Source organism: Calothrix sp. PCC 7507 (assembly GCF_000316575.1).
Taxonomy (GTDB): Bacteria; Cyanobacteriota; Cyanobacteriia; order Cyanobacteriales; family Nostocaceae; genus Fortiea.
Map to the genome: position 1 here is coordinate 5,258,612 of NC_019682.1, position 22,899 is coordinate 5,281,510.

The following is a 22,899-nucleotide window of genomic DNA, read 5'->3' on the forward strand; positions in this document are numbered from 1 at the left end:
TTTTGCTATGAGCAAGGAACTTCAGTTCCTTGCGGGACAAGGGTTTCGCGTTAAGGTGATTTCCGAGAAAGAAAATACCTGTATTGGCGAGTGTCGACACTTCGACAAGCTCAGTGCGGCGCTTCGCTCAACTCGCGATCTTTCAGTTGGTTGAGCGAAGTCGAAACCAACGGCGACGGTATATTTATTCCTGGAAATCACCTAAGTTGACACAGGTGGGCACTGCCGTGCCCCTACACCTCGCGGTATAATATTGTACTCCATCTGAATGGGAAGCGCTATATAGGACTCATATTTGATTTCTGAAATACATGTAGGGGAGCCACCCTCGTGCGCGGGTTTCCCGCATTGAGAGGAGTGGCGTTGGGCATTGCCCACCACATCCGGGTTTTGGTGGGCATTGCCCACCCTACACTTAAGATTAAAGTGTACGGAATTTTTTCAATAATCAAACCGGATTCCTATATCATCAATAGATGATGAAGTGTTTGATGTAATTTGCAAAGTTTTAGTGAGACTTTGTTCATGCGTAATTGCTGATACTATCGGCAAATTATTTTGGGGTTAACTTTTTCATAGGTTTCTAGGTTTATACCTGGAAATTAATTACTATGATTTATTACACCTCAAGGATGATTAAACGACTTAGGCAGTTTTTTAAAATAGTTATTTTCATTATTGTATTCATCACTTTTTTTATTGGATTCAAGGGAAATTTATCTGCTCAATATCCTGCTATTTTGCATCCGTTGGATTCATTAACCACAGCAGAAATTACCACAGCGGTTGCAGTAGTTAAGCGGGAAAAGAAGTTGAGTGAAATGGCAGTTTTTCCGTTGGTTTCTTTACAAGAACCCAATAAAAATGAAGTTCTTAATTTTACACCTGGTAAACCTTTTCAAAGAAAAGCCTTCTTGGTGATTTATGAACGTTTGCAAAACCAAACCTATGAGGGTATCGTTGACCTAACAACTAAAACCTTAAGTTCTTGGCAACAGATACCCAACGTTCAACCAGCAATTGTATCCTCAGAATATGAGCTAGCAAATCGAGCATTTAAAGCCGATCCGCGATGGCAAGCGGCAATGCAAAAGCGGGGAATTACAGATTTCAATCAAGTCCAAATTAGTTGCTGGTCACCAGGAATCCTGAGTAAACAGGAAGTGGGAGCAGGTAATCGTCTTTGTAGGGGCTTATTCTATTACAGGGGCGAACGCTGGAATTATTATGGCAGTCCAATTGAGGGTGTCTTAGCTACTGTTAACTTAAACACGGGTAAACTTGACAGTTTTGTAGATAGTGGCATAGTTCCCTTCTCGAAAAAAAATTGGAACTATGATATCAAGTCCCTCGGTCAATTATTATCATTGCCTAAAACATTAAAAATTCTGCAACCCAATGGTAAAAGTTTCCGCATCAAGGGCCATGAAATCAGTTGGCAAGGTTGGAATTTTCGCTATTTGATGCATCCCCGCAATGGCTTGGTACTGTATCAAGTGTCTTACAAAGATGGGAAAAATATCCGACCAGTGCTATATCGTGCTAGTCTTTCCGAGATGGTAGTACCTTATGGTGATCCTCGTCCTAACTGGGCTTTTAGGAATGCTTTTGATGTTGGAGAATATAACTTTGGTTCTCTCGCTAACAAGATGGAGTTAGGTAAAGAAATTCCCGATAATGGTCAGTTACTCGATGCGGTATTTGCTGATGGGAATGGAGAACCTTATCTCATGTCAGGAGTGATAGGCATCTACGAGCGAGATAATGGCGTACTGTGGAAACACTACGATTACAACACTCAGCGTCATGATGTCCGTCGTAGTCGAGAACTAGTGATGACGATGACTGTGGCAATTGACAACTATGATTATAACCTCAATTGGATCTTTTGCCAGGATGGGACTTTAGAGATCCAAAATGAATTGACGGGTATTATACTCACACAAGGAACTGGTGCCGAGAAACAGTCTGAGAATGATGTTTATGGTCAGCTAATTGCCAAAAACATTATTGGTGTAAATCACCAGCACTTTTTCAACTATCGCCTAGATTTAGATGTAGATGGTCAGGCTAATTCTGTGATGGAAATGAATGTGAACGCCTTACCGATAGATCAGAAAAATCCTCTAGGAAATGCGATCGCTCTCCAAGCAACCCCACTCACAAAAGAAACATCTGCTGTGCGCGATCTAGACATGAAACACAGTCGGGAGTGGATGATTGTCAATACCAGCAAAAAGAATAGTTTAGGGGCTGCACCTGGATATATGCTAATGCCAGGAAACAACTCGATATTTTTCCCTGTAGAAGAATCAAATATCCGTCAAAAGGCTAGCTTTGCAACTCACCATGTTTGGGTGACGAAATATAAACCCAATGAGCTTTATGCTGGTGGAGATTACCCTAACCAAACTCTCCCAGGAGAAGGTTTACCTAAATACATTGTTGATGATGAGTCTTTAACGGGTCAAGATATTGTATTGTGGTACACAATGGGAGTTACCCATATCCCACGATCGGAAGATTGGCCTGTCATGCCAACCCATCGAGTTGGGTTTAAGCTTGTTCCTAGGGGATTCTTTAGTCGCAATCCCAGCATTAATTTACCTGAATCAGTGCCTATGAAAGGCAATAGGCAATAGGCAAGCTGGGATACCCCTAATACACCCTGTTCCCTATTGCCCGTTAAGAGTTTCCTCTTTATTATTTCTAAAATGAAAACCTACGACTGGATCGTTGTTGGTGGTGGTATTACAGGTGCTACACTCGCCTATGAACTAGCGAAAACAGGTTTTTCGGTGCTGTTGTTAGAGCAACACGCTAACCCCCAAAACGCGACTCGTTATAGTTATGGTGGGCTAGCTTATTGGTCTGGTAATACCCCACTAACTCGCCAATTGTGCCAAGAGGCGATCGCCTATTATCAAATCCTATCTCAAGAGTTAGACGCTGACATTGAGTTTCGGGAATTAGATTTATTACTCACTATTGACGCTGCTAGCGACCCAGATGCCACAGCTGCATCTTATACTAATTTTGCCATTCCACCGCGTTTAATCAGTGTCCAAGCAGCTTGTGAGTTAGAACCGCTGCTAAATCACCAAGCAATTTCTGGTGCTTTAACTGTTAAACATGGCCATATCCACCCAGAAAAAACAGCACAAGCTTATATTCAGGCTTTTCTACGTATTGGCGGTGAAATAAAGATATCTCAAGTCTTGCAGTTACTTCCAAATGGCGTGAAAACAAATACTGCTACCTTCCACAGCGCTAACGTAGTTATTTGCGCGGGTGGATTTAGTCGAGAATTATTAAAATCAGCGGGGATTTCCATCAAGCTGTATTTCACCCACGCAGAAATCATTGAAACTCTACCCGCTAATGTGCAGTTACGTACTTTGGTAATGCCAGCCAATCTGCAGCGATTCCAATTAGAAGCTCAATCTACACGACTTGATCGAGTGTGGGATGAACCAGGAAATGAACCAGTACCGCCAATTTTAGATGCAGGTGCGATTCAGTTTCAAGATGGTAGCTTGCGCTTGGGTCAAACTAGCCGAGTTCTCACAGATCCTCATGCCAATATCAACTCAAAAGCCAGTGAAAAATGGTTACGCACTAGTGTGGGGAAAGTGTTACCAGCTTTGGAGAATTTACCAGGAACTTGGCATCATTGCTTAGTAGCTTTTAGTAGCGATCGCTTACCTTTAATCGGTGCTATTCAAGAATTTAGAGGTGTTCATATTTTCTCCGGTTTCAGTAACCCTCTAGTCATTGTACCGCCATTGGCCAAGCACTTTGCTAGCTTTGCAGCTGGTCAAGAAGACGATATTATCAATCAGGTGTCTCTTAACCGCTTTATCTAGGGAATTCCGTTTGGTAATGCTAAAAACTCTTCTAACCATTTTTGCTTACTGATACCGTAATTCCCTATGTCTTCCTATCCTTGCGCTCCAGCTATCACTATTAGCAAAGGTTAATTTTAGGCGATCGCTCTTTTTCACGTCATGAACGCGGCGAATAAGTTATTAAAATTTGTAAACTTAAGTTATCACTTTAGCAAGTGATTTGTTGACTATAAATTATGCTGCCTTCAGTTCCGGTATCTTAAAAACCAAATACTAATCATATAAATTGTAAATTGATAAATTGTAAAATAAAATTATGTATGGTTTCGTTAGTGAATTATTCAATCTATTCCTTTCGGCACAAAGACATAATTAACAAGCAAAACTAACGACAGATATATGATATCTTCTCTTTTGCTACACCTATAATTAAACCCTTATCTATATTAAATCTTGTGTTGGTAAGTGAAAGATGTTCTTAAATGTATTTCTCATTTTTGGTTAATTGCAAAGCTTAGGGTTCAAAATTTGATTGTCCGTAGTTTGGATTTTGCACAGTATAACTCAAACTACACTTAGTATTGCCAATTTAAAGGGTTTCCACAGGGTAGAGTTTATAGTATTTCACTTTAATGTTGATACAAATAGGCAGCAGGGGGAAATAATTAGAGACAAATCATTTGTATCAGGTATTTCGGGAAATGGTATTACACATTGGAGATTGCGCCTTAGTTATTTGTTATCAAAAATCAAGGTTGTAAAAATATATAGCCGAAGGTAAATAATATGTCTGCCGATCAAATACTGCAAATAAAGGTAGTAACAACCGATTCTTTTCACCAAGTTCCACGAAGTGAAGTTAAACAGGAGCAAGGAAAACAGGATGTATTTATCATCCCGGAAGTTGCCATATATTTGTCTCCTCTTGGCGTTCTCTTTAGTTGGGTCGTATTTTTTATAATTTTGCGAAAAATCCGCACTTTTATAGAAAACAAGATGGTTTTTACAATCAAGAGTTCACATAAAGTTCCTTGTAAAAACTGTCAATATTATGCAAATAATCATTATCTCAAGTGTGCCGTACAGCCTTCTATGGTTCTTAGGGAAGAAGCACAAGATTGCCCTGAATATTCACCTAAAAAAAGCATATTTTCTCCCAAAAACCTCTTTCATAAGTAGGGTGACGCAAATAAAGCTAACTAACGGGGATTATCCTTGGTAAGGATTTTATGCTCAGTTTATGTCGGCTCTTTTGTTGGTAATGCTTCTGGAGTCAGGGCGATCGCTTGTTTGCGACCGTTGCGATTTACAATAATTTGCCAGGGAGCGCCTATCTTGGTGGCTTCGAGTAGTTGTTGTACTTGTCTGATATCTTTAATTGCTACACCGTTGATGCTTTCAATGATGTCACCTGGACGCAAACCCCCACGCGCTGCTGGGGAGTTGCGAACTAATGCCAGAATAATTACGCCTGTATCTTGGTTAATTTTTAACCCAGTGTCGCTTTGGTTAATTTTCGCTCGGATATCAGGACTCAACTGAGCCATCTGAACACCGATATATGGGTGATCTACTTGACCTTTAGCTATTAGTTGTGCTGTAATTCGGCGAGCAGTATTAATGGGAATGGCAAAGCCTAAACCTTGCGCTCCTTGAATGATAGCGGTGTTCATGCCAATTACCTCGCCTGCAGCATTGAGTAAGGGGCCGCCAGAGTTACCTGGATTAATCGCCGCATCAGTTTGGATAAAGTCCACACGTTCTGTAGGTACACCCAAATCGGCAGTTGAACGCTGAGTAGCACTGACGATGCCGTGGGTAACAGTATTATCTAATCCTAAAGGATTACCGATCGCGATCGCCCACTCTCCCGGTAGCAGATTATCAGAGTTTCCCAAACTAGCTGATGGTAGTCCTGTGGCTTTAATTTTGACAACTGCGACATCAGTGACACGGTCAACACCGACGACATTACCTTGAAACCGGCGACCATCTTTCAAGACCACCGAAACATTATCTGCATCTGCCACTACATGAGCATTAGTATATATTATGCCATCGTTACTAGTAATAAATCCTGAGCCAATGCCCCGTTGCACTTGTTCTATATTGGGCACCTGTTCACCAAAAAAACTTTCCAAACCACGTGCAGAGGAGGTTTTAACAGTGCGGGTAGAGTCGATTCTCACTACCGACGAACCTACACGTTGGACAACCTGAGTTATGTAATTAGCCTCAGTAGTTGCAGGTGTTATGGGTAGTGACTGGGGTGATGGTATTTGTTGAACTTCTCTAGCTTCTCTGGTGGCGGTGCATCCAGTCACTAGCAAAGCCAGATAAAGCAGGGGTTGCTGGAGAATTCGTTTCATAGTTTTCACCAACATTGACCAAGGGAAACAATAATCAGTGAACAGTAAAAGTAACTGACAACTGATAACTGAGTCTAGAGGTTAGGAGCGATCGCTGCACCTATCCTGAGTCTGGCTTTTTCGTGATTCCCCATTCTCTTTGAACGAAGAGGTAGGGGGCAGGAGGAAATGACCCCAACCGAGAGATGTGGAGCGGAGCGAAGAGTTTGAGTCCCCACAACACACAAGCGTGGTTCTTGATTGGGCAGGATCGAATCCCCTGATGTGCTATCTCCCTTACTCCCTGCTCCCTTCCCTTTTTATGGAGTAGTAGCAAGAGCGCTTTTGAGTTTCAATTGAACCTTGGTGCCTTTTTTGAGGACTACTTCACCACCAGGACTAGATAAAACATAAGCACTAGCAGCCGCACCACCAGCTAAACCACCATGCTTAATATTTGCTTTCTTGCCAGCAAAATGGCCTGCAGCTACTCCACCTAAAATAATGCCAGCATTCTGGAGAAACTTGCCTTTGGTTTTTGTCTCTACTTGAGTATTTACTAAAGAAGCATCAATCGGATAGGTCGAGCCATCTTTGAGGACAAGTTCATCAAAAACTAGATGGAAACTAGCCTTTTTACCTTTAGCTGCTTTGACTACATCTTCTAAATGTCCCTGAATCTGAGAATCTTTTAGTTCTACCTTTGACCCTTTGACAGAGTTTTTCACTTGTAGATTAAAGGTCTCATCATTACGGTTTTTACCAGTAGATAACTCTTGTTGCAGAACAGTTTCAAAGCTAGTTCCGGCTGGTAAAGATAGTGGTGTATTTGGTTTTGTGTTTTCAGAAATACCAGTGTTAGCAGGATTAGAAACGTTTTTAGTTTCAGTATTTGGCTTACTACAAGCAACGGCGCTACTGAGTAGGGCTGCACTCAGTACTAATGGTATTATTTTTTTCATTTTAAGTGGATTTTAAAACTAGAAAGACTATATCATCACTTATTCATTAGTGAACAACAAGTTATAAGTTATCAATAATATATATAGGACTAGTATTTGATTTTTGAAATATACGTAGGGTGTGTTAGCGTTCGCTTTTAGCGTTCCCGTAGAGTAGCGTAACGCACCAAAGTCTTAGGACGGTGCGTTACGGACTCCGTCCTAACGCACCCTACAAATACGGAGATTTTTTCAGAAATCAAATAGGATTCCTATGTGAGAGCGATCGCCAGATGGCTAAATTACTTACTTGACAATTGCTGTGTCATTGCCATCAAAATATTTTGGGAACTGCGTTCTGGCTCATTTTGATCAGGGCGACGCTGGATGTAAGAACCATCTGACTGCATTTCCCAAGCTTGCCGATTATCTGCCAACATAATTTCGAGGATATTGTGTAAGTTTTGCAAAATCTCGGCATCTTCGACTGGTATAACTGCTTCCACACGACGATCTAAATTACGGGGCATCCAATCGGCACTACCGATATATACTTCACTTTGCCCGTCATTATAGAAATGGAATATCCGTGAGTGTTCTAAAAAACGACCGATAATGCTGATGATGCGAATATTTTCGCTCACTTCGGCAACTCCAGGGCGCAGACAACAGACACCCCGCACAATCAAGTCAATTTGTACCCCAGCTTGAGATGCTGCATATAAAGTGGCAATAATCTGGGGATCAACCAAAGAGTTCATCTTGGCAATGATCTGACCCTTCTTACCGTTTTTAGAGTGTTCAATTTCTCGCTGGATCAGGGCAATAATGCGATCGCGCATGTTGATGGGTGAGACAAGTAACTTGCGGTAAGACTCCTGATAAGAATAGCCAGTCAAATAATTAAATAAATCAGTTAAGTCTGCACCTAAATCTTCTCGACAACTCAATAACCCTACATCGGTATATAACTTCGCTGTTTTCGGATTATAATTTCCCGTACCTACATGAACATAGCGACGGATTTCATCTCCCTCCTGACGCACCACCAACACAATTTTTGTGTGAGTCTTTAGCCCCGCCAATCCATAGACTACATGGACACCAGACTTTTCTAATTTATTCGCCCAGGTAATGTTATTTTCTTCATCAAAGCGGGCTTTTAATTCTACTAAAACAGCGACTTGTTTACCATTTTCAGCCGCAGCAATTAAAGAACTAACAATCTCAGAATCTCCTGAAGTGCGATAGAGTGTCATCTTAATTGCCAATACATGAGGATCATGGGCAGCTTGAACGATAAATTGCTCGACAGAAGCACTAAAAGATTCATAAGGATGATGCACCAATAAATCTTTTTGCTGAATCACTGAGAAAATATCTTTTTCCTCATCACTCAAGTTGGCAACTTTATTCTTTTGATGGAAATGCTGCAGGCGAGGTGGAATCACTCCCGTCCAACCTGGATCTTTTAATTCAGGTAAAGGTAGCGCCATAAACGACATTAAATCTTTCAAATTCAGCAGTCCGTCAATTTCATAAACATCACTCTCAATTAGTGCCATTTCTGCTATCAGCATCTGTCGCACTGACTTAGGCATTGATGGTTGAATTTCCAACCTGACTACAGAACCACCAAAATGTCGTTTACGTAACTCCTGCTGAATTGCTAATAGCAAATCATCAGCTTCTTGCTCTGCTACTTCTAAATCGGCATCACGAGTTAGCCTAAACAGATGATATTCATTAATAATCATCCCTGGAAATAATGCGTCTAAATTGTGAGCAATCACCTGTTCTATAGACACACCTGTCCAGTGATTTAATTTGCCATTCTGAATCTGCAACTCTTGAGGTAAAGGAATAAAGCGAGGCAGAATATTGGGGACTTTAACTCTAGCAAACTTTTCTTCCCCGGTATCCGGAGCTTTGACTACTACTGCTAAGTTGAGGCTGAGATTCGCCATTAAAGGAAAAGGATGGCTAGGATCAACTGCTAGAGGGGTGAGAACTGGAAAAATCTGTTTTTTAAATAGTTGTTGTAGGTAACTTCGTTGTTCAGGAGTGGTGTCAATATAATTAAGCAGATGGATACCATGCGTTGCCATTTCTGGACACAGTACCTTCTCAAAGTAACGATGCTGCTCAATCACCATTGGGCGTAACTGTTGATATATCGCCTCTAATTGTTCTTGTGGGGTGAGACCATCAGGAGTCCGCCGACTTAGTTCTGCTGCAACTTGTTCTTTGATAATTGCAACACGAACCATGAAAAATTCATCTAGATTAGAACTAAAAATTGCCGCAAACTTTAGTCTTTCTAATAATGGTGTACGGATATCTAATGATTCATGTAAAACTCGCCGATTAAATTCTAACCAGCTGAGTTCTCGATTAAAGTAATACTGCGATTCGCTGAAATTAATCGCTTTGCTAACTTTCTTCGTTTTAGTCATAATTGTATCTGCCAAAGCAGAGAAATTTTATTGGTAGTTTTTTTAAAACTACCATAAAATGCATTCTCTATTTAGCGCAGGACACTATATATGGTTTGCAAGTAATCAATTATGAAGTGAATTGCTTATGGTATTTCTATAATGATTAAAACTAGGTAAAGCTTTAGTAAAATTAAGTTTAAAAATTAATTTTTCGATTTCTGATAGATTGAAAATAAGCAATGATGTACAAATTAAATGTGCGATCGCTGAATATTGTCTAGTCGATCTAAACTAAAATGGCAAAAGAAATAGAGCGCAAGTTTTTAGTTAACGGAGATAGTTGGAGAGAAATAGCCGAGGGCTGTGTATATTGTCAGGGATATATCTCTACTCAAAAAACAGTTACCGTCCGTATCCGCATTGCAGGAAATCAAGGTTACTTAACAATTAAGGGACCAAGTGTCAAATATTCCCGCTCAGAATTTGAGTACTCTATTCCTGTTCAAGATGCTCAAGAAATGATTGATACATTATGCGATCGCCCTTTAATTGAAAAAACCAGATACAGGATAGAATTCGGTGGTTTGACTTGGGAAATAGATGAGTTTGATGGTGTTAATCAAGGGCTGATAATAGCGGAAGTCGAACTTAGTGATGAAGAACAACAAATTGAACTACCCACCTGGATTGGTGAAGAAGTTTCAGATGATCCGAAGTATTTCAACAGTAATTTAGTGAAACATCCCTTTTCACAATGGTAATTATCACCATATACTGTTAATTTGCTCCCGAAGCGTCTTTGTTGTTGGTGCTACTGGTGTCGCCGAAAATTGCTGAAGAACCGGAATCATCGGGAAATATTCAAGATATGAAGATCAAATCCAAGAGTCAAACAACATCCTGAGTTTATAAGCATGAGTTGAGAGGGGTAAACCCAAATAAATGGGCATCCAGTAGACGAAAGCAGCTAAAATCAAAAAGGTGAGCGTAAGACCAAATACTCGTAGCTGCTGGTAATAACTGCGAAGACACTGATCAATAAACCAGGCGATCGCTAAAAATACAAACACCACGGCACACATATAATGGTAAATAAAAACGCATCTTGTTACCTTTACCCAAGGTAATAAATTGGCCGCATAATTTATGACTAAATATAAAGCAATCCAAGTATCAACAGTCAGATGTTTGGGGATAGATAAGCCCTCTTGTTGGATTAAAGGAATTGCGACTTTTGATAATAGCATTCCTACTAAAAACAACATAGCAGCGACACCAAACCACCACAAAACTGGATTCCCCATTGCATGGACATCATAGATGACTTTTCCCGCACCGGAAGGCAAATTAGGCCCCATGACAGGGAGGGGATCTGTGAAACTTTGAGTTGTTTGATAATAATAAGCCATTGGCCGTGTCATCAACGGCCACTTGTACCATGCAGCACAATAAGGATGGACATCAGGACTATTACCACCCATATGTAGGTGAAAATTTAAAATTTGTTGATGTACTGCGATAAATCCAAATCTTTTATCTAGCTGGAGGTGGGGAATCCAGATGATGCTGTAAATGAAAGCTGGGATTATTCCTAGATAAAATAGCATCTGGAAAATATTTAGCTGAGTTAGATTTTGCAGTGGTGTTTGAGGTGAAGGGGGTGAGGGGGATGAGGAGGATGTAAAAGAGTGGAGTAAACTAATTGCCCATGCTGTGATCCAAATCAGATAAGCACCCAGTAAAAACCACAAGCCATTCCATTTAGTGCCAACTGAAGCACCAAAACAAATTCCCGCGAGAATTAACCACAAAGAACGGCGTTGTTTTTGATTATCTAATGCTAATAATAAAAACCATTGCCCTAACAGACCAAAGATCACAATATAAATATTGTTTAAGGCGTAGCGCGATTCAACCAGAAATATCCCATCACAAGCTGTGAATAAACCCGCAAGTAAAGCAAAGCTATGGCGACGACTTATCTGATAAGCAATTGCGGCGATAACTAAGGGAATAAATGAGCCTGTAAGGGCGTTTAGCCACCGATAATTCCAAGGTGACAGCATAGAACCCGCCAAACCATTTATTGGTTCTTGCGGCAAATGTACGTGACTTCCCAGCCAAATCCCGATGCCGATAATATATTGACTCAGGGGTGGATGAGCGTTAAAAAATGGTGTATGGGTAAGATAGTTATTGCCGAATTTAGCGAAGTAAACTTCATCGAACACGAGGGTGTTAAATCGCCCTAGTCCCCAAAATCGTAAGGCTAGTGACAGCAAAAATATACCCACTATTCCTGTGCGGAACCAAGGAATGGAATTTGTAAGCAGTTTTTTAGTCATTAGTCAATAGTCCAATGGCGTTAATTTCAAGCTTGAGCCATCTAAAAAGCATAGAGAAAAAGTAGAGACGCAGGATACTACGTCTCTAACATTAATTCTTTAGGCAATATTTTTAAAGCTATGAGTCTGAGAGCGATCGCTATGCAACAGCAAATTCTGAATCCTTTCTCAGTTCCTCAGACCAGAATGCTAGCACAATTCGATCTTTCGGCACACCTGCTCTAACTAGTTCCGTTGCTATTCCCTCTTCAGTACCATCACGTTGAATCCAAATTTTGCCATCAATAATATCAATATGAATCAGACAACCATGAACGCGACGAGTAGCAGTTGGAGAAAGTTCAGGTACTGGTTCTCGTCCAAGAATCATCACCAAATAGCGATCGTGTTCTTGATCAAAAATAGTTTCATGTAGAATATCCCCATAGGAGTAGGGAATCTGGGTATGTTCGGTCAGAATGTTGCAAATTAGCTGTCTGTATTGCGCTGTAGTACCCATCGAACGATAACCTCCTGCTTGGGATTAAAAACTGTGTTCACTGTTCACTGTTCACTGTTCACTGTTCACTGATTTAACATTCTCGACTTTTGCTACTTCCAGCATTGTTTTCAAAACCGAATCTGGATTTAGACTAATCGAATCAATTCCCTGTTCAACTAAAAACTGAGCAAATTCTGGGTAATCGCTGGGTGCTTGTCCACAAATGCCGATTTTGCGGTGACATTTTTTTGCAGCTTGAATAGCCATTGCTACCATGCGTTTCACCCCTGGACTGCGTTCGTCAAATAACCGCGCTACCAATGCTGAATCTCTATCTATCCCCAACGTCAGCTGAGTTAAGTCATTGGAACCAATGGAAAATCCATCGAATACCTCAGCAAATTCTTCAGCCAGAATAACATTATTAGGTAACTCGCACATCACATAAACTTGCAAGCCATTTACACTCTGCTGTAAGCCATTTTTTGCCATTTCCGCTAATACTAAACGCCCCTCATCAGGAGTGCGACAAAAAGGAATCATGGGAATTACATTGATTAAACCCATTTCGTCTCTGACCCTTTTGATGGCTCGACATTCCAAAGCAAAAGCTTCTCTATAGCCTGGGTCATAATAACGCGCCGCCCCCCGCCAGCCTAGCATCGGGTTTTCTTCATGGGGTTCAAACTGTTGACCACCTAATAAATTGGCATATTCATTACTTTTGAAATCTGACATTCTGACAATTACAGGTTTGGGATAAAATGCTGCGGCAATTGTGCCTATACCTTGGGATAATTTATCGACAAAATATAGTGTTTTATCGTCATAAAGTGCGGTGATCTCGGCAATTTTGACTTTCACAAATTCATTTTCTAACTGTTCATAGCGAATCAATGCCATTGGATGAATTTGAATTTGGTTAGCAATGATAAACTCTGTCCGTGCTAAACCGACACCATCGTTAGGAATTGCCGATAAACTCAATGCTTCTTGGGGATTGCCCACATTCATTAAAATTTGGGTATGGGTGCGGGGTAAGTTATCTAATGGGACTTCTTGAATTTCAAAAGGTAATAAACCTGCATAAACCCGTCCTTCTTCTCCTTCGGCGCAAGAAATCGTTACGTCTTGACCAGGTTTTAAAATTTCCGTAGCATTGCCACAGCCAACGATCGCGGGCACTCCCAATTCTCGCGCAATAATCGCGGCGTGACATGTTCTACCCCCAGAATTGGTGATGATCGCACTAGCGCGTTTCATGATCGGTTCCCAATCGGGGTCAGTTTTATCTGTTACCAACACTTCCCCTGTTTGGAACTGGTCAATATTTTTTGAATTTAAAATTAGGTGTACTTTCCCTTGACTGATGGCTGTTCCCACGGCACGTCCGGTTATTAAGGAAGTCTCTTGTCGATTCCCCAATAGGCGATAGCTTTTTAACACATGTCCCTGTTTCTGCGACTGGACGGTTTCGGGACGCGCTTGCACTATAAATAGTTGGTTGGTAATGCCATCTTTTGCCCACTCAATATCCATTGGGGTGTAAGTTGCATGGATGTGGGAATAATGGTCTTCAATTACACATGCCCAACGTGCTAGTTGTAAAATCTCGTCATCTGTAAGAGTATATTTACCTTTTTCACTGGGAGAAACTGAGATATTTTTTGTAAATTTAGAACCGTCATCATAAACCATTCTCCATTCTTTACTACCCAATTTTTTATCAATAATTGGGCTAAAACCTGCCTTTAAAGTTGGTTTAAAAACATAGTATTCATCTGGATTGACGGTTCCTTGAACTACGTTTTCTCCTAAGCCGTAAGCAGCGGTAATCAGTGCTGCATCCTTGAAACCGGTTTCGGTATCAATGGAGAACATCACCCCCGAAGAGGCTAAATCAGAACGCACCATTTTTTGCACACCCACAGCCAAGGCGACGCTGAAATGGTCAAAACCTTTAGCTTGGCGATAGGAAATGGCGCGATCGGTAAATAAAGATGCGAAACATCGATGACAAGCTGCTAAAACGCCTTGCACACCAACAACATTGAGGTAAGATTCCTGTTGTCCAGCAAAACTAGCATCAGGAAGGTCTTCAGCTGTGGCACTGGAACGGACTGCTACATCTGTATCTGCGTTGTATTGTTCACATAAACTTTCATATGCTGTGGCGATCGCATTTCGCAATTCTACAGGAAATGGTGTGTGCAGCAATAGCGATCGCGCTTTTTTCCCTCGCGCTTGTAAATTTTTGACATCGTCTACATCCAAATCAGCAAAGAGTTTCCGCAGCTTGGCTTCTAAAGAGGCAGATTGAATAAAATAGCGATAAGCATAAGCTGTGGTGGCAAATCCTGTAGGCACATTCACACCTTGGGGAGTCAGCTGTTGAATCATTTCCCCCAAAGATGCATTCTTCCCACCCACCAAAGCAATATCAGTCATCCCTACTTCATCAAACCAGAGGATCAGCGATCGCTCTTTGGCCGTCTGAGATAAAGTATTTTTAGCTACTGTCGCCATCAGTATAACCTCCCAAGTAGACACTCTGGTTGTCAGCGCGTAATAGCTAGTATTATTTTGCCTATATTAAATTTTAGCTTTCTTCTCTTAGATCGCCTCTAATCCAAAAGTGGCATTGCTGAATTTAGATTGTGCAATTTGTCACTCTAAAATCAATAAAAATTAACAATTATTTGGGATAATGACTTTATAAACAGGCGTCGGGAAAACCCATTCCTGAAAGGGATGGAATGAAAGACATCCGTCAACAGTCAACGTGAAATCCCACTCATTTTAAGGGTGGGATGAGCTTAAATAAACACAGGATGCAAAATAAAATGTCCCAACTAGAACGACTGCTGAAAATGGCAGAAGATGAGTTAACCGAGTACAGCACTGATGCCCGCAAAATAGAAAAACTGCGTCGTAAAATAGGTTTATCAGTATCTGCAGCAGAACAACGACAAGTCAAAGAAGCACTATTAGCGACTATGCAACCTAGTCAAATAGCTAAACTTGTGGAAGAACAAAGACAAGCTGTAGCTTTGCCATTTTGGGGAATTGCTGGATTGGGTTTGTTATTAGGAATTTCGCTAAATCAACCCATAGGTTTATTAGCCGCTATAGGTGGTACTGTAGCAGCTTTTAGAATTCAAAAATGGGGTTGGCAACTGCAGGCAAAGCGTCTAGTATTGCAAACATTAGAAGATATTGAAGCCCGGATCGCTCAACCAAATAATTAACAACATTTGAGGGCGAACAACCGTTCGCCCTCTATTTTCCATTCTACGACTCCCTTCCGGAAGCCCAGGTATCACGCCATTTGACGGTACCTTCTTTAGCAATCACCCAACGCCGGGGGACATTGTTTTCTCGCAGGGGCGATCGCCCTTCGCGCCACATGGCATATTTATAACTGATGAGTTTACCAGTGCTTTCATTAAAGGGAATCTCTGCAAACCAGGTATTGGCGTTGATGTATTCTAGGGGATATGCCTTGCTAATATCCCAGTTACCCAACTCTGGACAGTTCCCAGTGACGACGATGGTTTCACCAGGTTGGGTATTTACACCGTTGAGTTGCACACGGACAATTGTCTCTGCTTTGATTCTTTCGCCCACGTGACTGAAAACAATCACTCCCCGTTCTGCAAGTTGTAAGTTATGAATCTTACCTTCTTTAACTTCATACTTATTGCGAGTCACTGCACAGGTATGTTCGCCATCAGGTAATTCTGTTTCTACTTCTGGTAATGTCACCTCTCCACCGCGATTTAAGGCGACAAAGCAGAGAGAATCACGATAGCGGCGCACATAGCAGTAAACATCGGGTGTGAGGTACTTTGGCCATTGGCTACCCATTGAGATGGCGGGATTCAGTCGCCGCAAGCCAGAGAGTAATCTGATGTAACGATAAATCTCAGTGTCAGTATCCCACTTTTCCATCATCGGACGGTTGTAGGGATCGTTACCGCCATCGGTGTCATCATGCAGATACTGTTCTGTGCCGTAATAAATGCAGGGGATGCCACGAGAGGTCATAATTAAAGCGATCGCCACTCTTAACATCGCTGGATCAGGGTTCAGCGATTGAAAGCGGGACATATCATGGTTATCGATGAAGGTGACTAACTCAGTAGCCCCACTGTAGCGATAATCTTGATCAAAGATGTATTGAATTGTCTGAAATCCATTTTCTGAACCTTGCGCCAGTGCAGATCGAATCGCTACGCACAGCCCAAAGTCTAAGATTGTCATCCCGGAATTATTGGCAAATTCAACTGAGCGATCGTCCCCAGGATGATTATAAATCCACTCGCCAAAAATGAACACATCTGGTTTATGATTGCACATATCACCAGTGAATTCTTGCCAAAACCAGATGGGCATATGCTTGACAGTATCCACCCGTAGTGCATCCACACCCCGATCTAGCCATTGCTTGATTGCTGACTTGATATACTCACGATAATCACTATTATTTTCATTGAAGGTTGCCAGGCCAGCTAGTTCACAGTTCTGCACTTGCCAATCATCTTCCCAGTCTTGCACTTCACCATAGTGATGATACCAATGATTCACATCATCGTTGAAGTCAGCAATTTTCACACCATCATCAAATAGCTCGCCTTTGCTACCATTGGTATCAGGAGAACTGTGATTGCAGACAATATCCAGCACCAGTTTCATGTTGCGCTTGTGCAGTTCGGTAATTAACCGATCAAAAGTAGTATTTTTGGCTTCTTGGGTATTGTTTAACGAAGAGTCTTCTCCATTAGCAATATAGCGGGGATTGATGCGCTTGAAGTCCTTTGTCCAGTAACCATGCATCGCTGCATTGCTAATAAATAAATCTTCTACCTGTTCAAACAACGGAGTTAACCAAATGGCTGTCACTCCCATATTTTTGAGGTAGTCCAATTTGTCAATCACACCTTGCAAGTCACCACCCCAGTACTTACCCCAATCTTTTCCAGTGGGATCGTACAGGTGTGAATTAGCACCTTCGCTATTATCTAAATCGCCGTCATAAAAGCGATCGACCACAATAAAGTAAATCGTTTCCTGGCGAAATTCAATATCCCTAGTGTAAAGAAACTCCAGGTCAATCTCTGTATCTGATGGTGATGTTTGGATAATATTTTCTAATTCTGCATCAGCTGCATCTACTTTGTATTGCTCTGCTGAGAACTGCGATGGAGGTGTCTGTACCATAAGAGGATTAAAAATTTAATGAAAGTTGGCAGAGTTACGAATTCCGTATCCCGGAATATAATATATAACTGCATACTTAGGTATTATCTAATTACATTTTTGTTTTGGATATCTATCGGAGGTAAGTTTTTGTCTCTATCGCCAGACTTATTTCATCGGGTGCATCCCAGCTTTTATCAACGCCCACAGGAACCAGTTTGTCTTATTCTCTGCTCCCTGCTATATGTAGCCTTGCCTGTTGTCAGTCGATAACTTATAGTTTTCTCAAATTCAAATATTGCAATAATCTCGTTAAGGATATAAACATTACTTTTTGTAATAAACTGCCTCAAATGGTCAAAGAGATGCTTCCCTGAGCATAAAAGCTAAAAGTATTGAAATAATCAAAAAACTTTTAGTTAACAAACTATTAGGGGTAGCTGTAAAAGTAAAATAATTTCTCTAAAAGTTGTAATTATCATGACTGATACACCTATTCATGTGAGAATTCCTCAAGGACGCACGGCATTTTTACTCATCCACGGTATCGGGGAACAAAATCCTTTTGAAACTTTGGACTATTTCGCTCAAAACTTTGTCAAATACTTTGAAGAGCAGAGTATACATATTCAGCTAGAACATTTAATTACTAAACGCAGACTAGCTAATGGCTCTGCTTGGATAGAAAGCTTTGTCAGATTAAGTCCAATTGACACCGAGCAAGACTGGTTTATTGACATTCATGAATATTACTGGGCGCCTGATACAGAAAATAAGACTACTGTACCGGAAATATTGCAGTGGGCAGAACAGACACTCGATGGGACAATTGACTTTTACAGCCGCCGAGATAACCAATATCTATTAGATGATTTGTTGCGTCATAGGGATAGTCAAAGTTTGTTTAAATTCCGTTTGCGATCGCTCACTATTTTCTTACGCATATTTAACTTTTTCCAACCAGTGTTACGGTTGAGTGTTTGGTTAGTTCTGTTCTTATTTGGGTCATTTTTCAAAGGTCGTTTTTTAGGATCAGCCTGGAATTTAAGTAAAACGCTAATCACTCCGCCATTAGTTGATTTTGTCGGTGATATCGCTATTTATACAAAAACAAATCCCAGATCACCTTACCAAAAAATTCGGCAGCAAGTACTTACAGAATCCTTAACATTACTCAAAGGAATTCTCAGAGATAAGCAAGCAGATTATCAACAAGTCATCCTCGCTGGACATTCTCTGGGTAGCTGTATTGCCTACGATACATTAAATCTTCTTTGTATTCAAGCTAGTCTTGCCCAAGATCAAGGTAAAAGTCTGTGTGTCGATAAGCTTCAGGGGTTAATTACCTTTGGTTCACCACTAGATAAAATTGCCTTTTTCTTCCGAGAGACTGCACAAGAAAATCAATTTATTCGCCAGCGGATTTTAGAACACCTCAAATCCTTCCGTGTCAAACCGCGAATGAAACCCGAAGCTAATTCACAATCTGCTCGGCAAAGTCGATACTTTAGTAGTACTCCAGTTGTATGCCAGCTTAATCAACTCCGCTGGATCAATTACTATCACCTGAAAGACCCGATCAGCGGTAATCTAGATTACTACGAGAACCTAAATAACATTGAAATGAAATATCCAGCATCTTGGGGTACCCAAGGACACCTGGGTTACTGGACTGATATCAAATTTTATGCTCACATCGCCGATCAATTTCTCTATGGAGCAAATAAAAATCAGGTAAATACAGAATTCTCAACGCTAGACGAAAAACCCTAAAACTGATTCCCTACTATCAAGCTATTTAACGGAGTTCGCACCAATGACTAAGTATGATAAGATTTTTAGCTCACCAGATATCTCAGAAGAATCACTGAGTCCAGAAGAAGCAGTAGCAGCGATCGCTGTAATCACTGCAATTACCGATTCTTCTTTTGAAGAAATAGATGCAGAAATTTTAGGCTCTATCCTCTGGGATTTCGAGGTTTTTGAAGAATACTCAGAAGACGAAATTACAGAAATAGTCGATAGACTCTTAGTAATCGCAGAGAAGGAGGGACTTGGCCCTCTGTTTAATACTGCTAGAGACGCTCTCTCAGATGACATCATCCTAGATGCTTTCGCCGCTGGGGTAATCATAGTTTTAGACGATGAACTAGCTATCCCTAAAAAGAAACAGCCTTACCTGACAGAGTTACAGTCAGCGTTGGCGCTGGAAGATGAAGAAGCCGAGGAAATTATACAAGAGGTAATTGCTGCCTTTGAAGAAGCTGAAAACGCAGAATTTCTAGACGATGATGAAGATGAAACAGTCGTAGTAGTAGAAGAGTACGGTGAACAGTTATATGAATCGCCTTTAGGTAATTTTGCCGTACCCATTCCAGTTCAAGCTCAACAGGGAGGAAGGGTTCAAAGTCAAGAAGGGGTAGTCGGCTTTTCTGATGACTTTGGCACTTTGCTGAGAATCGATTATTATCCCATACCCCCTGAACAAATGGAGGAAATAGAGTCTATTGGACAGGAAGAATATCTTGCAGCAATTCTAGTAGATAAGTATGTCCCACAGGCGATTTCTGCCAATGTACCAGGGGCGCAGATAGAGCATACCGAATACTTAGAAGACATCCTAGCCGGAGCTTACTACGTTTTAGTTAATATGCCCAAGGGTTCCACAATTTCCAAGCAAGAAAATAACGGCAATGCTACTAGATTAGATGCTTACCGTGGATTACTCGCCTTTATCAATGAGGATTTTTTGTATATAGTTAGCAACCAGCGTAGCTTTTTTAATGGTGAAACTCCTAGTTCCGTGGCACAAGAATCCGAGAGCATCAAAGACAAGATTTTAGATTTTGTGGAGACTATTGAGTTTACTTAAATATACTAAAAACGGTTTAGAACTGTCATTCTGACCAAAGGGAAGAATCTCCGAGATACTTCTCTTCACTGCGTTACGCTCAGTATGACAAAGTTCAGCTTTTATCCGTTTGTAGTATACATCGCACCATTAATTAAGTTTGTAGGGTTAAGTAGGTCGGCGTCAATAATTATCATTGGGATAAGGCAGAATACAGGAGGGAATAGGGTTTGAGCTTCGTTTACTTTTCTTCACATAGTTTGGTTTCATTGTGCCGACTTACTTAGTCAGTAGCAATAATACTTTGACATCATTTTTCGTCAATTTACCATTAATTCAGCTTTCTGGGGCAATTTCCCCTATGGAAAGTATGCCTTTAGCACTTCAGTATCTATCGCTATTAAATCCCCTACGCCATTATAGAGCGATCGTCCGGGGAATACTGCTCAAAGGTGTGGGTTTAGAAGTGCTTTGGTTGAATGCGATCGCACTTTTGTCTTTTGCTATCTTGCTCTTATCTATCAGCATCAATAAATTTCGCCGCCAATTGAGTTAAGAAGCATTAACCCCTGTCAGTCTAGTGACATCTCACCCGTAAATTTATAGTGCCAAATTGACACCACTAAGTTAAAATTAGGAGAACATGAGGCTTTATTATCCATGTCTAACAGTCACGAAAATACAGTTCGGATAACAGCCAGAATTCCTGTGAGTATTCAAGAAACTCTACAAAGGGCGGCAGAATTATCAGGTGCTACATTGAATCAGTTTATGATTCAGGCGGCGTTGAAAGAAGCAAAGAAAATGATAGAAGATGAACGAGTGATTATTTTGTCACAAAGTGATGCTGATACGGTATTTAGCCTGATTGAGAATCCACCTGTACCGAATGCGAAGTTAAAAGCAGCCTTGAAAAAGCACCAGGAATTTTTCAGTGAGAGTAATTGAATTACTGGGTAAGCAGCATAACCGCGATTGCTTTGACTGTGGCAATAAAGCATTAAATCAATTCCTCAAACAAATAGCAAGACAGCATATCCAAAAAGGTGTTTCCCGTACTTTCGTTTTAGTTAATACAGAACAGCCAGAGATTGTGATTGGTTTCTTCACATTGACATTATGTGAAGTGCGTGTAGACAAATTTTCAGCGAAATTCTTCAAAAAATACCCTTCTAAAGTTCCTGGTGTAAAGCTGGCAAGATTAGCAGTCGATAAAGCCTATCAACGACAAGGAATTGGAGAAGTTTTGATGATTGAGGCAATGCAGCGTGCTTTAATTGTTGCGGAAAATGCTGGAGGAATTGGCTTATTTGTTGATGCAAAAGATGAAGGTGCAAAAACTTACTACTCTCGCTATGGCTTCGTCAGCCTAGAAGATACGTCTTTGGAACTATTTTTACCATTGTCAGTAATTGAGCAAATGCTTGAGTAATAGCTAAACTATGCCAACGTGTGATCCCTTTAGCAACCCCTCCGAAAAACACCTTCCACCCTTGTGTGATAGGTATGCTTATCTGATTTAGAAACAGATTACTAATTATTTTTTTTATAAACATCTCCTCTCGTACCAATCACGTAAATTTCGATGTCTTTTGAATCGATATCGATTGTAAAAATAAATCTGTTTTTACCTATAAGTAGTCTGTAAAATCCCTCCCAATCGCCTTTCATCTTTTTGATATCTAGTTCTGTAAAGGGTATAATTCCTTGAACTTCTACAGCAATAACAATTTGGTTTATTTGCTCTCGAATATTTTCGACATCTTCAGGGTTTGCTTTGTCTAAAAATTTAATCGCTTTTTTGTGAAATTTTATTGCCATATTTTACCCAATCAGTCATATCAATTATTTCATCATCAGCATCTTCTGAAGGTACACCAAATTCGGCTTCAAGTTCGCGTTGTTCATCGTCACTTATGTAAGGAATAAAAATTTGGCAAAGACGAAGTCTTTCTTCTTGCAGAACTTCACGCATGGTTTCTTTAATCAACGCTTTTAATTCTTGAATTTCCACTGTATGCCTCTTATTCATAGTTATATATATTTTACCCAATATCAGCTTGTACAGGAAGGATTTATGCGGAAATAGCAGATTGTAAGTAATTCTGTAGAGCCAACACGATGATCGCAGGCGTTCCTACTTCTCTTGTCGGAGACGCTATGCGTAGCTTGCTTACCCGTAGGGATACAGGTTGCCGTAAGAATCGCCAAAACTTACGAATCATTATGCCATAATTACTCCACCCATTAACCGCTCATACCGACACTTCAACTCTTCTTTCATCAAATACCAACGCTCTAAGATTATATCCATACAAAACTCACGTTAACTTCAAATTTATAAGAATTGCTTTACGTCAAATTTTTCAAGTTTTCACGACTGACGTAATAATTACAACTCAAATATTCTTGATACAAAGAAATACATTCTTTGTAGTGGAATATAGC

The 22,899-nt window shown here is 40.6% G+C and carries 19 protein-coding genes; 10 read left to right on the plus strand and 9 right to left on the minus strand.

Going from position 1 to position 22,899, the window contains the following annotated elements; all coding sequences use genetic code 11:
• Nucleotides 1-632 precede the first annotated feature (632 nt).
• The 3 genes from CAL7507_RS22550 (at nucleotide 633) to CAL7507_RS22560 (ending at nucleotide 5,027) form a co-directional block, all read left to right on the plus strand.
• Entirely contained in the window at nucleotides 633-2,642 is a 2,010-nt protein-coding gene (locus CAL7507_RS22550; protein ID WP_042341482.1) for a primary-amine oxidase, read from the plus strand.
• A gap of 72 nt (nucleotides 2,643-2,714) precedes the next feature.
• The gene (locus tag CAL7507_RS22555; RefSeq protein ID WP_015130797.1) at nucleotides 2,715-3,866 is read left to right on the plus strand and encodes an FAD-binding oxidoreductase; all 1,152 of its coding nucleotides are present in this window, start codon (nucleotides 2,715-2,717) and stop codon (nucleotides 3,864-3,866) included.
• A 768-nt stretch (nucleotides 3,867-4,634) separates the two neighbouring features.
• Entirely contained in the window at nucleotides 4,635-5,027 is a 393-nt protein-coding gene (locus CAL7507_RS22560; RefSeq protein ID WP_015130798.1) for a hypothetical protein, read from the plus strand.
• Between the two features lie 59 nt (nucleotides 5,028-5,086).
• Here the strand turns inward: CAL7507_RS22560 and CAL7507_RS22565 are convergent, their stop codons facing one another.
• The 3 genes from CAL7507_RS22565 to ppk1 form a co-directional block, all read right to left on the minus strand.
• Nucleotides 5,087-6,217: an HhoA/HhoB/HtrA family serine endopeptidase gene (locus tag CAL7507_RS22565; RefSeq protein WP_042341484.1), complete on the minus strand. Its 1,131-nt coding sequence runs from the start codon at nucleotides 6,215-6,217 to the stop codon at nucleotides 5,087-5,089.
• A 299-nt stretch (nucleotides 6,218-6,516) separates the two neighbouring features.
• The gene (locus CAL7507_RS22570; protein WP_015130800.1) at nucleotides 6,517-7,158 is read right to left on the minus strand and encodes a hypothetical protein; all 642 of its coding nucleotides are present in this window, start codon (nucleotides 7,156-7,158) and stop codon (nucleotides 6,517-6,519) included.
• Nucleotides 7,159-7,439: 281 nt separating this feature from the next.
• A complete protein-coding gene (ppk1, locus tag CAL7507_RS22575) occupies nucleotides 7,440-9,593 on the minus strand; it encodes a polyphosphate kinase 1 (protein WP_015130801.1) in 2,154 nt (717 codons plus the stop codon).
• 278 nt (nucleotides 9,594-9,871) lie between these two features.
• Here ppk1 and CAL7507_RS22580 point away from each other — a divergent pair, with 278 nt between their 5' ends.
• Nucleotides 9,872-10,336 (plus strand): CYTH domain-containing protein, encoded by a 465-nt coding sequence (locus tag CAL7507_RS22580; RefSeq protein WP_015130802.1) that lies wholly within the window; start codon nucleotides 9,872-9,874, stop codon nucleotides 10,334-10,336.
• Between the two features lie 114 nt (nucleotides 10,337-10,450).
• Here CAL7507_RS22580 and CAL7507_RS22585 read toward each other — a convergent pair whose 3' ends face one another.
• The 3 genes from CAL7507_RS22585 to ppsA all read right to left on the minus strand — a co-directional run bounded on the left by CAL7507_RS22585 (nucleotide 10,451) and on the right by ppsA (nucleotide 14,927).
• Entirely contained in the window at nucleotides 10,451-11,920 is a 1,470-nt protein-coding gene (locus tag CAL7507_RS22585) for a dolichyl-phosphate-mannose--protein mannosyltransferase (protein WP_015130803.1), read from the minus strand.
• Between the two features lie 139 nt (nucleotides 11,921-12,059).
• The gene (locus CAL7507_RS22590) at nucleotides 12,060-12,419 is read right to left on the minus strand and encodes a XisI protein (RefSeq protein WP_015130804.1); all 360 of its coding nucleotides are present in this window, start codon (nucleotides 12,417-12,419) and stop codon (nucleotides 12,060-12,062) included.
• A 51-nt stretch (nucleotides 12,420-12,470) separates the two neighbouring features.
• A complete protein-coding gene (gene ppsA / locus CAL7507_RS22595) occupies nucleotides 12,471-14,927 on the minus strand; it encodes a phosphoenolpyruvate synthase (protein WP_015130805.1) in 2,457 nt (818 codons plus the stop codon).
• 317 nt (nucleotides 14,928-15,244) lie between these two features.
• On the opposite strand from ppsA, the gene CAL7507_RS22600 reads away from it, so the two are divergent.
• Entirely contained in the window at nucleotides 15,245-15,649 is a 405-nt protein-coding gene (locus CAL7507_RS22600) for a hypothetical protein (RefSeq protein WP_015130806.1), read from the plus strand.
• Between the two features lie 43 nt (nucleotides 15,650-15,692).
• Here CAL7507_RS22600 and CAL7507_RS22605 read toward each other — a convergent pair whose 3' ends face one another.
• Nucleotides 15,693-17,621 (minus strand): alpha-amylase family glycosyl hydrolase, encoded by a 1,929-nt coding sequence (locus tag CAL7507_RS22605; RefSeq protein ID WP_015130807.1) that lies wholly within the window; start codon nucleotides 17,619-17,621, stop codon nucleotides 15,693-15,695.
• 459 nt (nucleotides 17,622-18,080) lie between these two features.
• On the opposite strand from CAL7507_RS22605, the gene CAL7507_RS22610 reads away from it, so the two are divergent.
• The 5 genes from CAL7507_RS22610 to CAL7507_RS22630 all read left to right on the plus strand — a co-directional run bounded on the left by CAL7507_RS22610 (nucleotide 18,081) and on the right by CAL7507_RS22630 (nucleotide 21,883).
• A complete protein-coding gene (locus tag CAL7507_RS22610; RefSeq protein WP_015130808.1) occupies nucleotides 18,081-19,373 on the plus strand; it encodes a hypothetical protein in 1,293 nt (430 codons plus the stop codon).
• Between the two features lie 43 nt (nucleotides 19,374-19,416).
• A complete protein-coding gene (locus CAL7507_RS22615; protein WP_015130809.1) occupies nucleotides 19,417-20,472 on the plus strand; it encodes a hypothetical protein in 1,056 nt (351 codons plus the stop codon).
• Nucleotides 20,473-20,722: 250 nt separating this feature from the next.
• Nucleotides 20,723-21,007, plus strand: a complete 285-nt coding sequence (locus CAL7507_RS22620; protein ID WP_236556795.1) for an ABC transporter permease — start codon at nucleotides 20,723-20,725, stop codon at nucleotides 21,005-21,007.
• Between the two features lie 104 nt (nucleotides 21,008-21,111).
• On the plus strand, nucleotides 21,112-21,399 hold the full coding sequence (locus CAL7507_RS22625; protein WP_015130810.1) for a DUF1778 domain-containing protein: 288 nt from the start codon (nucleotides 21,112-21,114) through the stop codon (nucleotides 21,397-21,399).
• A complete protein-coding gene (locus tag CAL7507_RS22630) occupies nucleotides 21,386-21,883 on the plus strand; it encodes a GNAT family N-acetyltransferase (protein WP_015130811.1) in 498 nt (165 codons plus the stop codon). The genes CAL7507_RS22625 and CAL7507_RS22630 overlap by 14 nt, the downstream gene beginning before the upstream one ends.
• 101 nt (nucleotides 21,884-21,984) lie before the next feature.
• Here the strand turns inward: CAL7507_RS22630 and CAL7507_RS22635 are convergent, their stop codons facing one another.
• Nucleotides 21,985-22,272 (minus strand): type II toxin-antitoxin system RelE/ParE family toxin, encoded by a 288-nt coding sequence (locus tag CAL7507_RS22635; RefSeq protein WP_015130812.1) that lies wholly within the window; start codon nucleotides 22,270-22,272, stop codon nucleotides 21,985-21,987.
• Nucleotides 22,241-22,465, minus strand: coding sequence for a hypothetical protein (locus CAL7507_RS22640; RefSeq protein ID WP_015130813.1), 225 nt, complete (start codon nucleotides 22,463-22,465; stop codon nucleotides 22,241-22,243). The genes CAL7507_RS22635 and CAL7507_RS22640 overlap by 32 nt, the downstream gene beginning before the upstream one ends.
• Nucleotides 22,466-22,899: the final 434 nt, after the last annotated feature.

Excerpts from the sequence above, each read along its gene's own strand:
- CAL7507_RS22550 (WP_042341482.1), top strand. The coding sequence starts at position 633 with ATGATTAAACGACTTAGGCAGTTTTTTAAAATAGTTATTTTCATTATT.
- CAL7507_RS22555 (WP_015130797.1), top strand. The coding sequence starts at position 2,715 with ATGAAAACCTACGACTGGATCGTTGTTGGTGGTGGTATTACAGGTGCT.
- CAL7507_RS22560 (WP_015130798.1), top strand. The coding sequence starts at position 4,635 with ATGTCTGCCGATCAAATACTGCAAATAAAGGTAGTAACAACCGATTCT.
- CAL7507_RS22565 (WP_042341484.1), bottom strand. The coding sequence starts at position 6,217 with ATGAAACGAATTCTCCAGCAACCCCTGCTTTATCTGGCTTTGCTAGTG.
- CAL7507_RS22570 (WP_015130800.1), bottom strand. The coding sequence starts at position 7,158 with ATGAAAAAAATAATACCATTAGTACTGAGTGCAGCCCTACTCAGTAGC.
- ppk1 (WP_015130801.1), bottom strand. The coding sequence starts at position 9,593 with ATGACTAAAACGAAGAAAGTTAGCAAAGCGATTAATTTCAGCGAATCG.
- CAL7507_RS22580 (WP_015130802.1), top strand. The coding sequence starts at position 9,872 with ATGGCAAAAGAAATAGAGCGCAAGTTTTTAGTTAACGGAGATAGTTGG.
- CAL7507_RS22585 (WP_015130803.1), bottom strand. The coding sequence starts at position 11,920 with ATGACTAAAAAACTGCTTACAAATTCCATTCCTTGGTTCCGCACAGGA.
- CAL7507_RS22590 (WP_015130804.1), bottom strand. The coding sequence starts at position 12,419 with ATGGGTACTACAGCGCAATACAGACAGCTAATTTGCAACATTCTGACC.
- ppsA (WP_015130805.1), bottom strand. The coding sequence starts at position 14,927 with ATGGCGACAGTAGCTAAAAATACTTTATCTCAGACGGCCAAAGAGCGA.
- CAL7507_RS22600 (WP_015130806.1), top strand. The coding sequence starts at position 15,245 with ATGTCCCAACTAGAACGACTGCTGAAAATGGCAGAAGATGAGTTAACC.
- CAL7507_RS22605 (WP_015130807.1), bottom strand. The coding sequence starts at position 17,621 with ATGGTACAGACACCTCCATCGCAGTTCTCAGCAGAGCAATACAAAGTA.
- CAL7507_RS22610 (WP_015130808.1), top strand. The coding sequence starts at position 18,081 with ATGACTGATACACCTATTCATGTGAGAATTCCTCAAGGACGCACGGCA.
- CAL7507_RS22615 (WP_015130809.1), top strand. The coding sequence starts at position 19,417 with ATGACTAAGTATGATAAGATTTTTAGCTCACCAGATATCTCAGAAGAA.
- CAL7507_RS22625 (WP_015130810.1), top strand. The coding sequence starts at position 21,112 with ATGTCTAACAGTCACGAAAATACAGTTCGGATAACAGCCAGAATTCCT.
- CAL7507_RS22635 (WP_015130812.1), bottom strand. The coding sequence starts at position 22,272 with ATGGCAATAAAATTTCACAAAAAAGCGATTAAATTTTTAGACAAAGCA.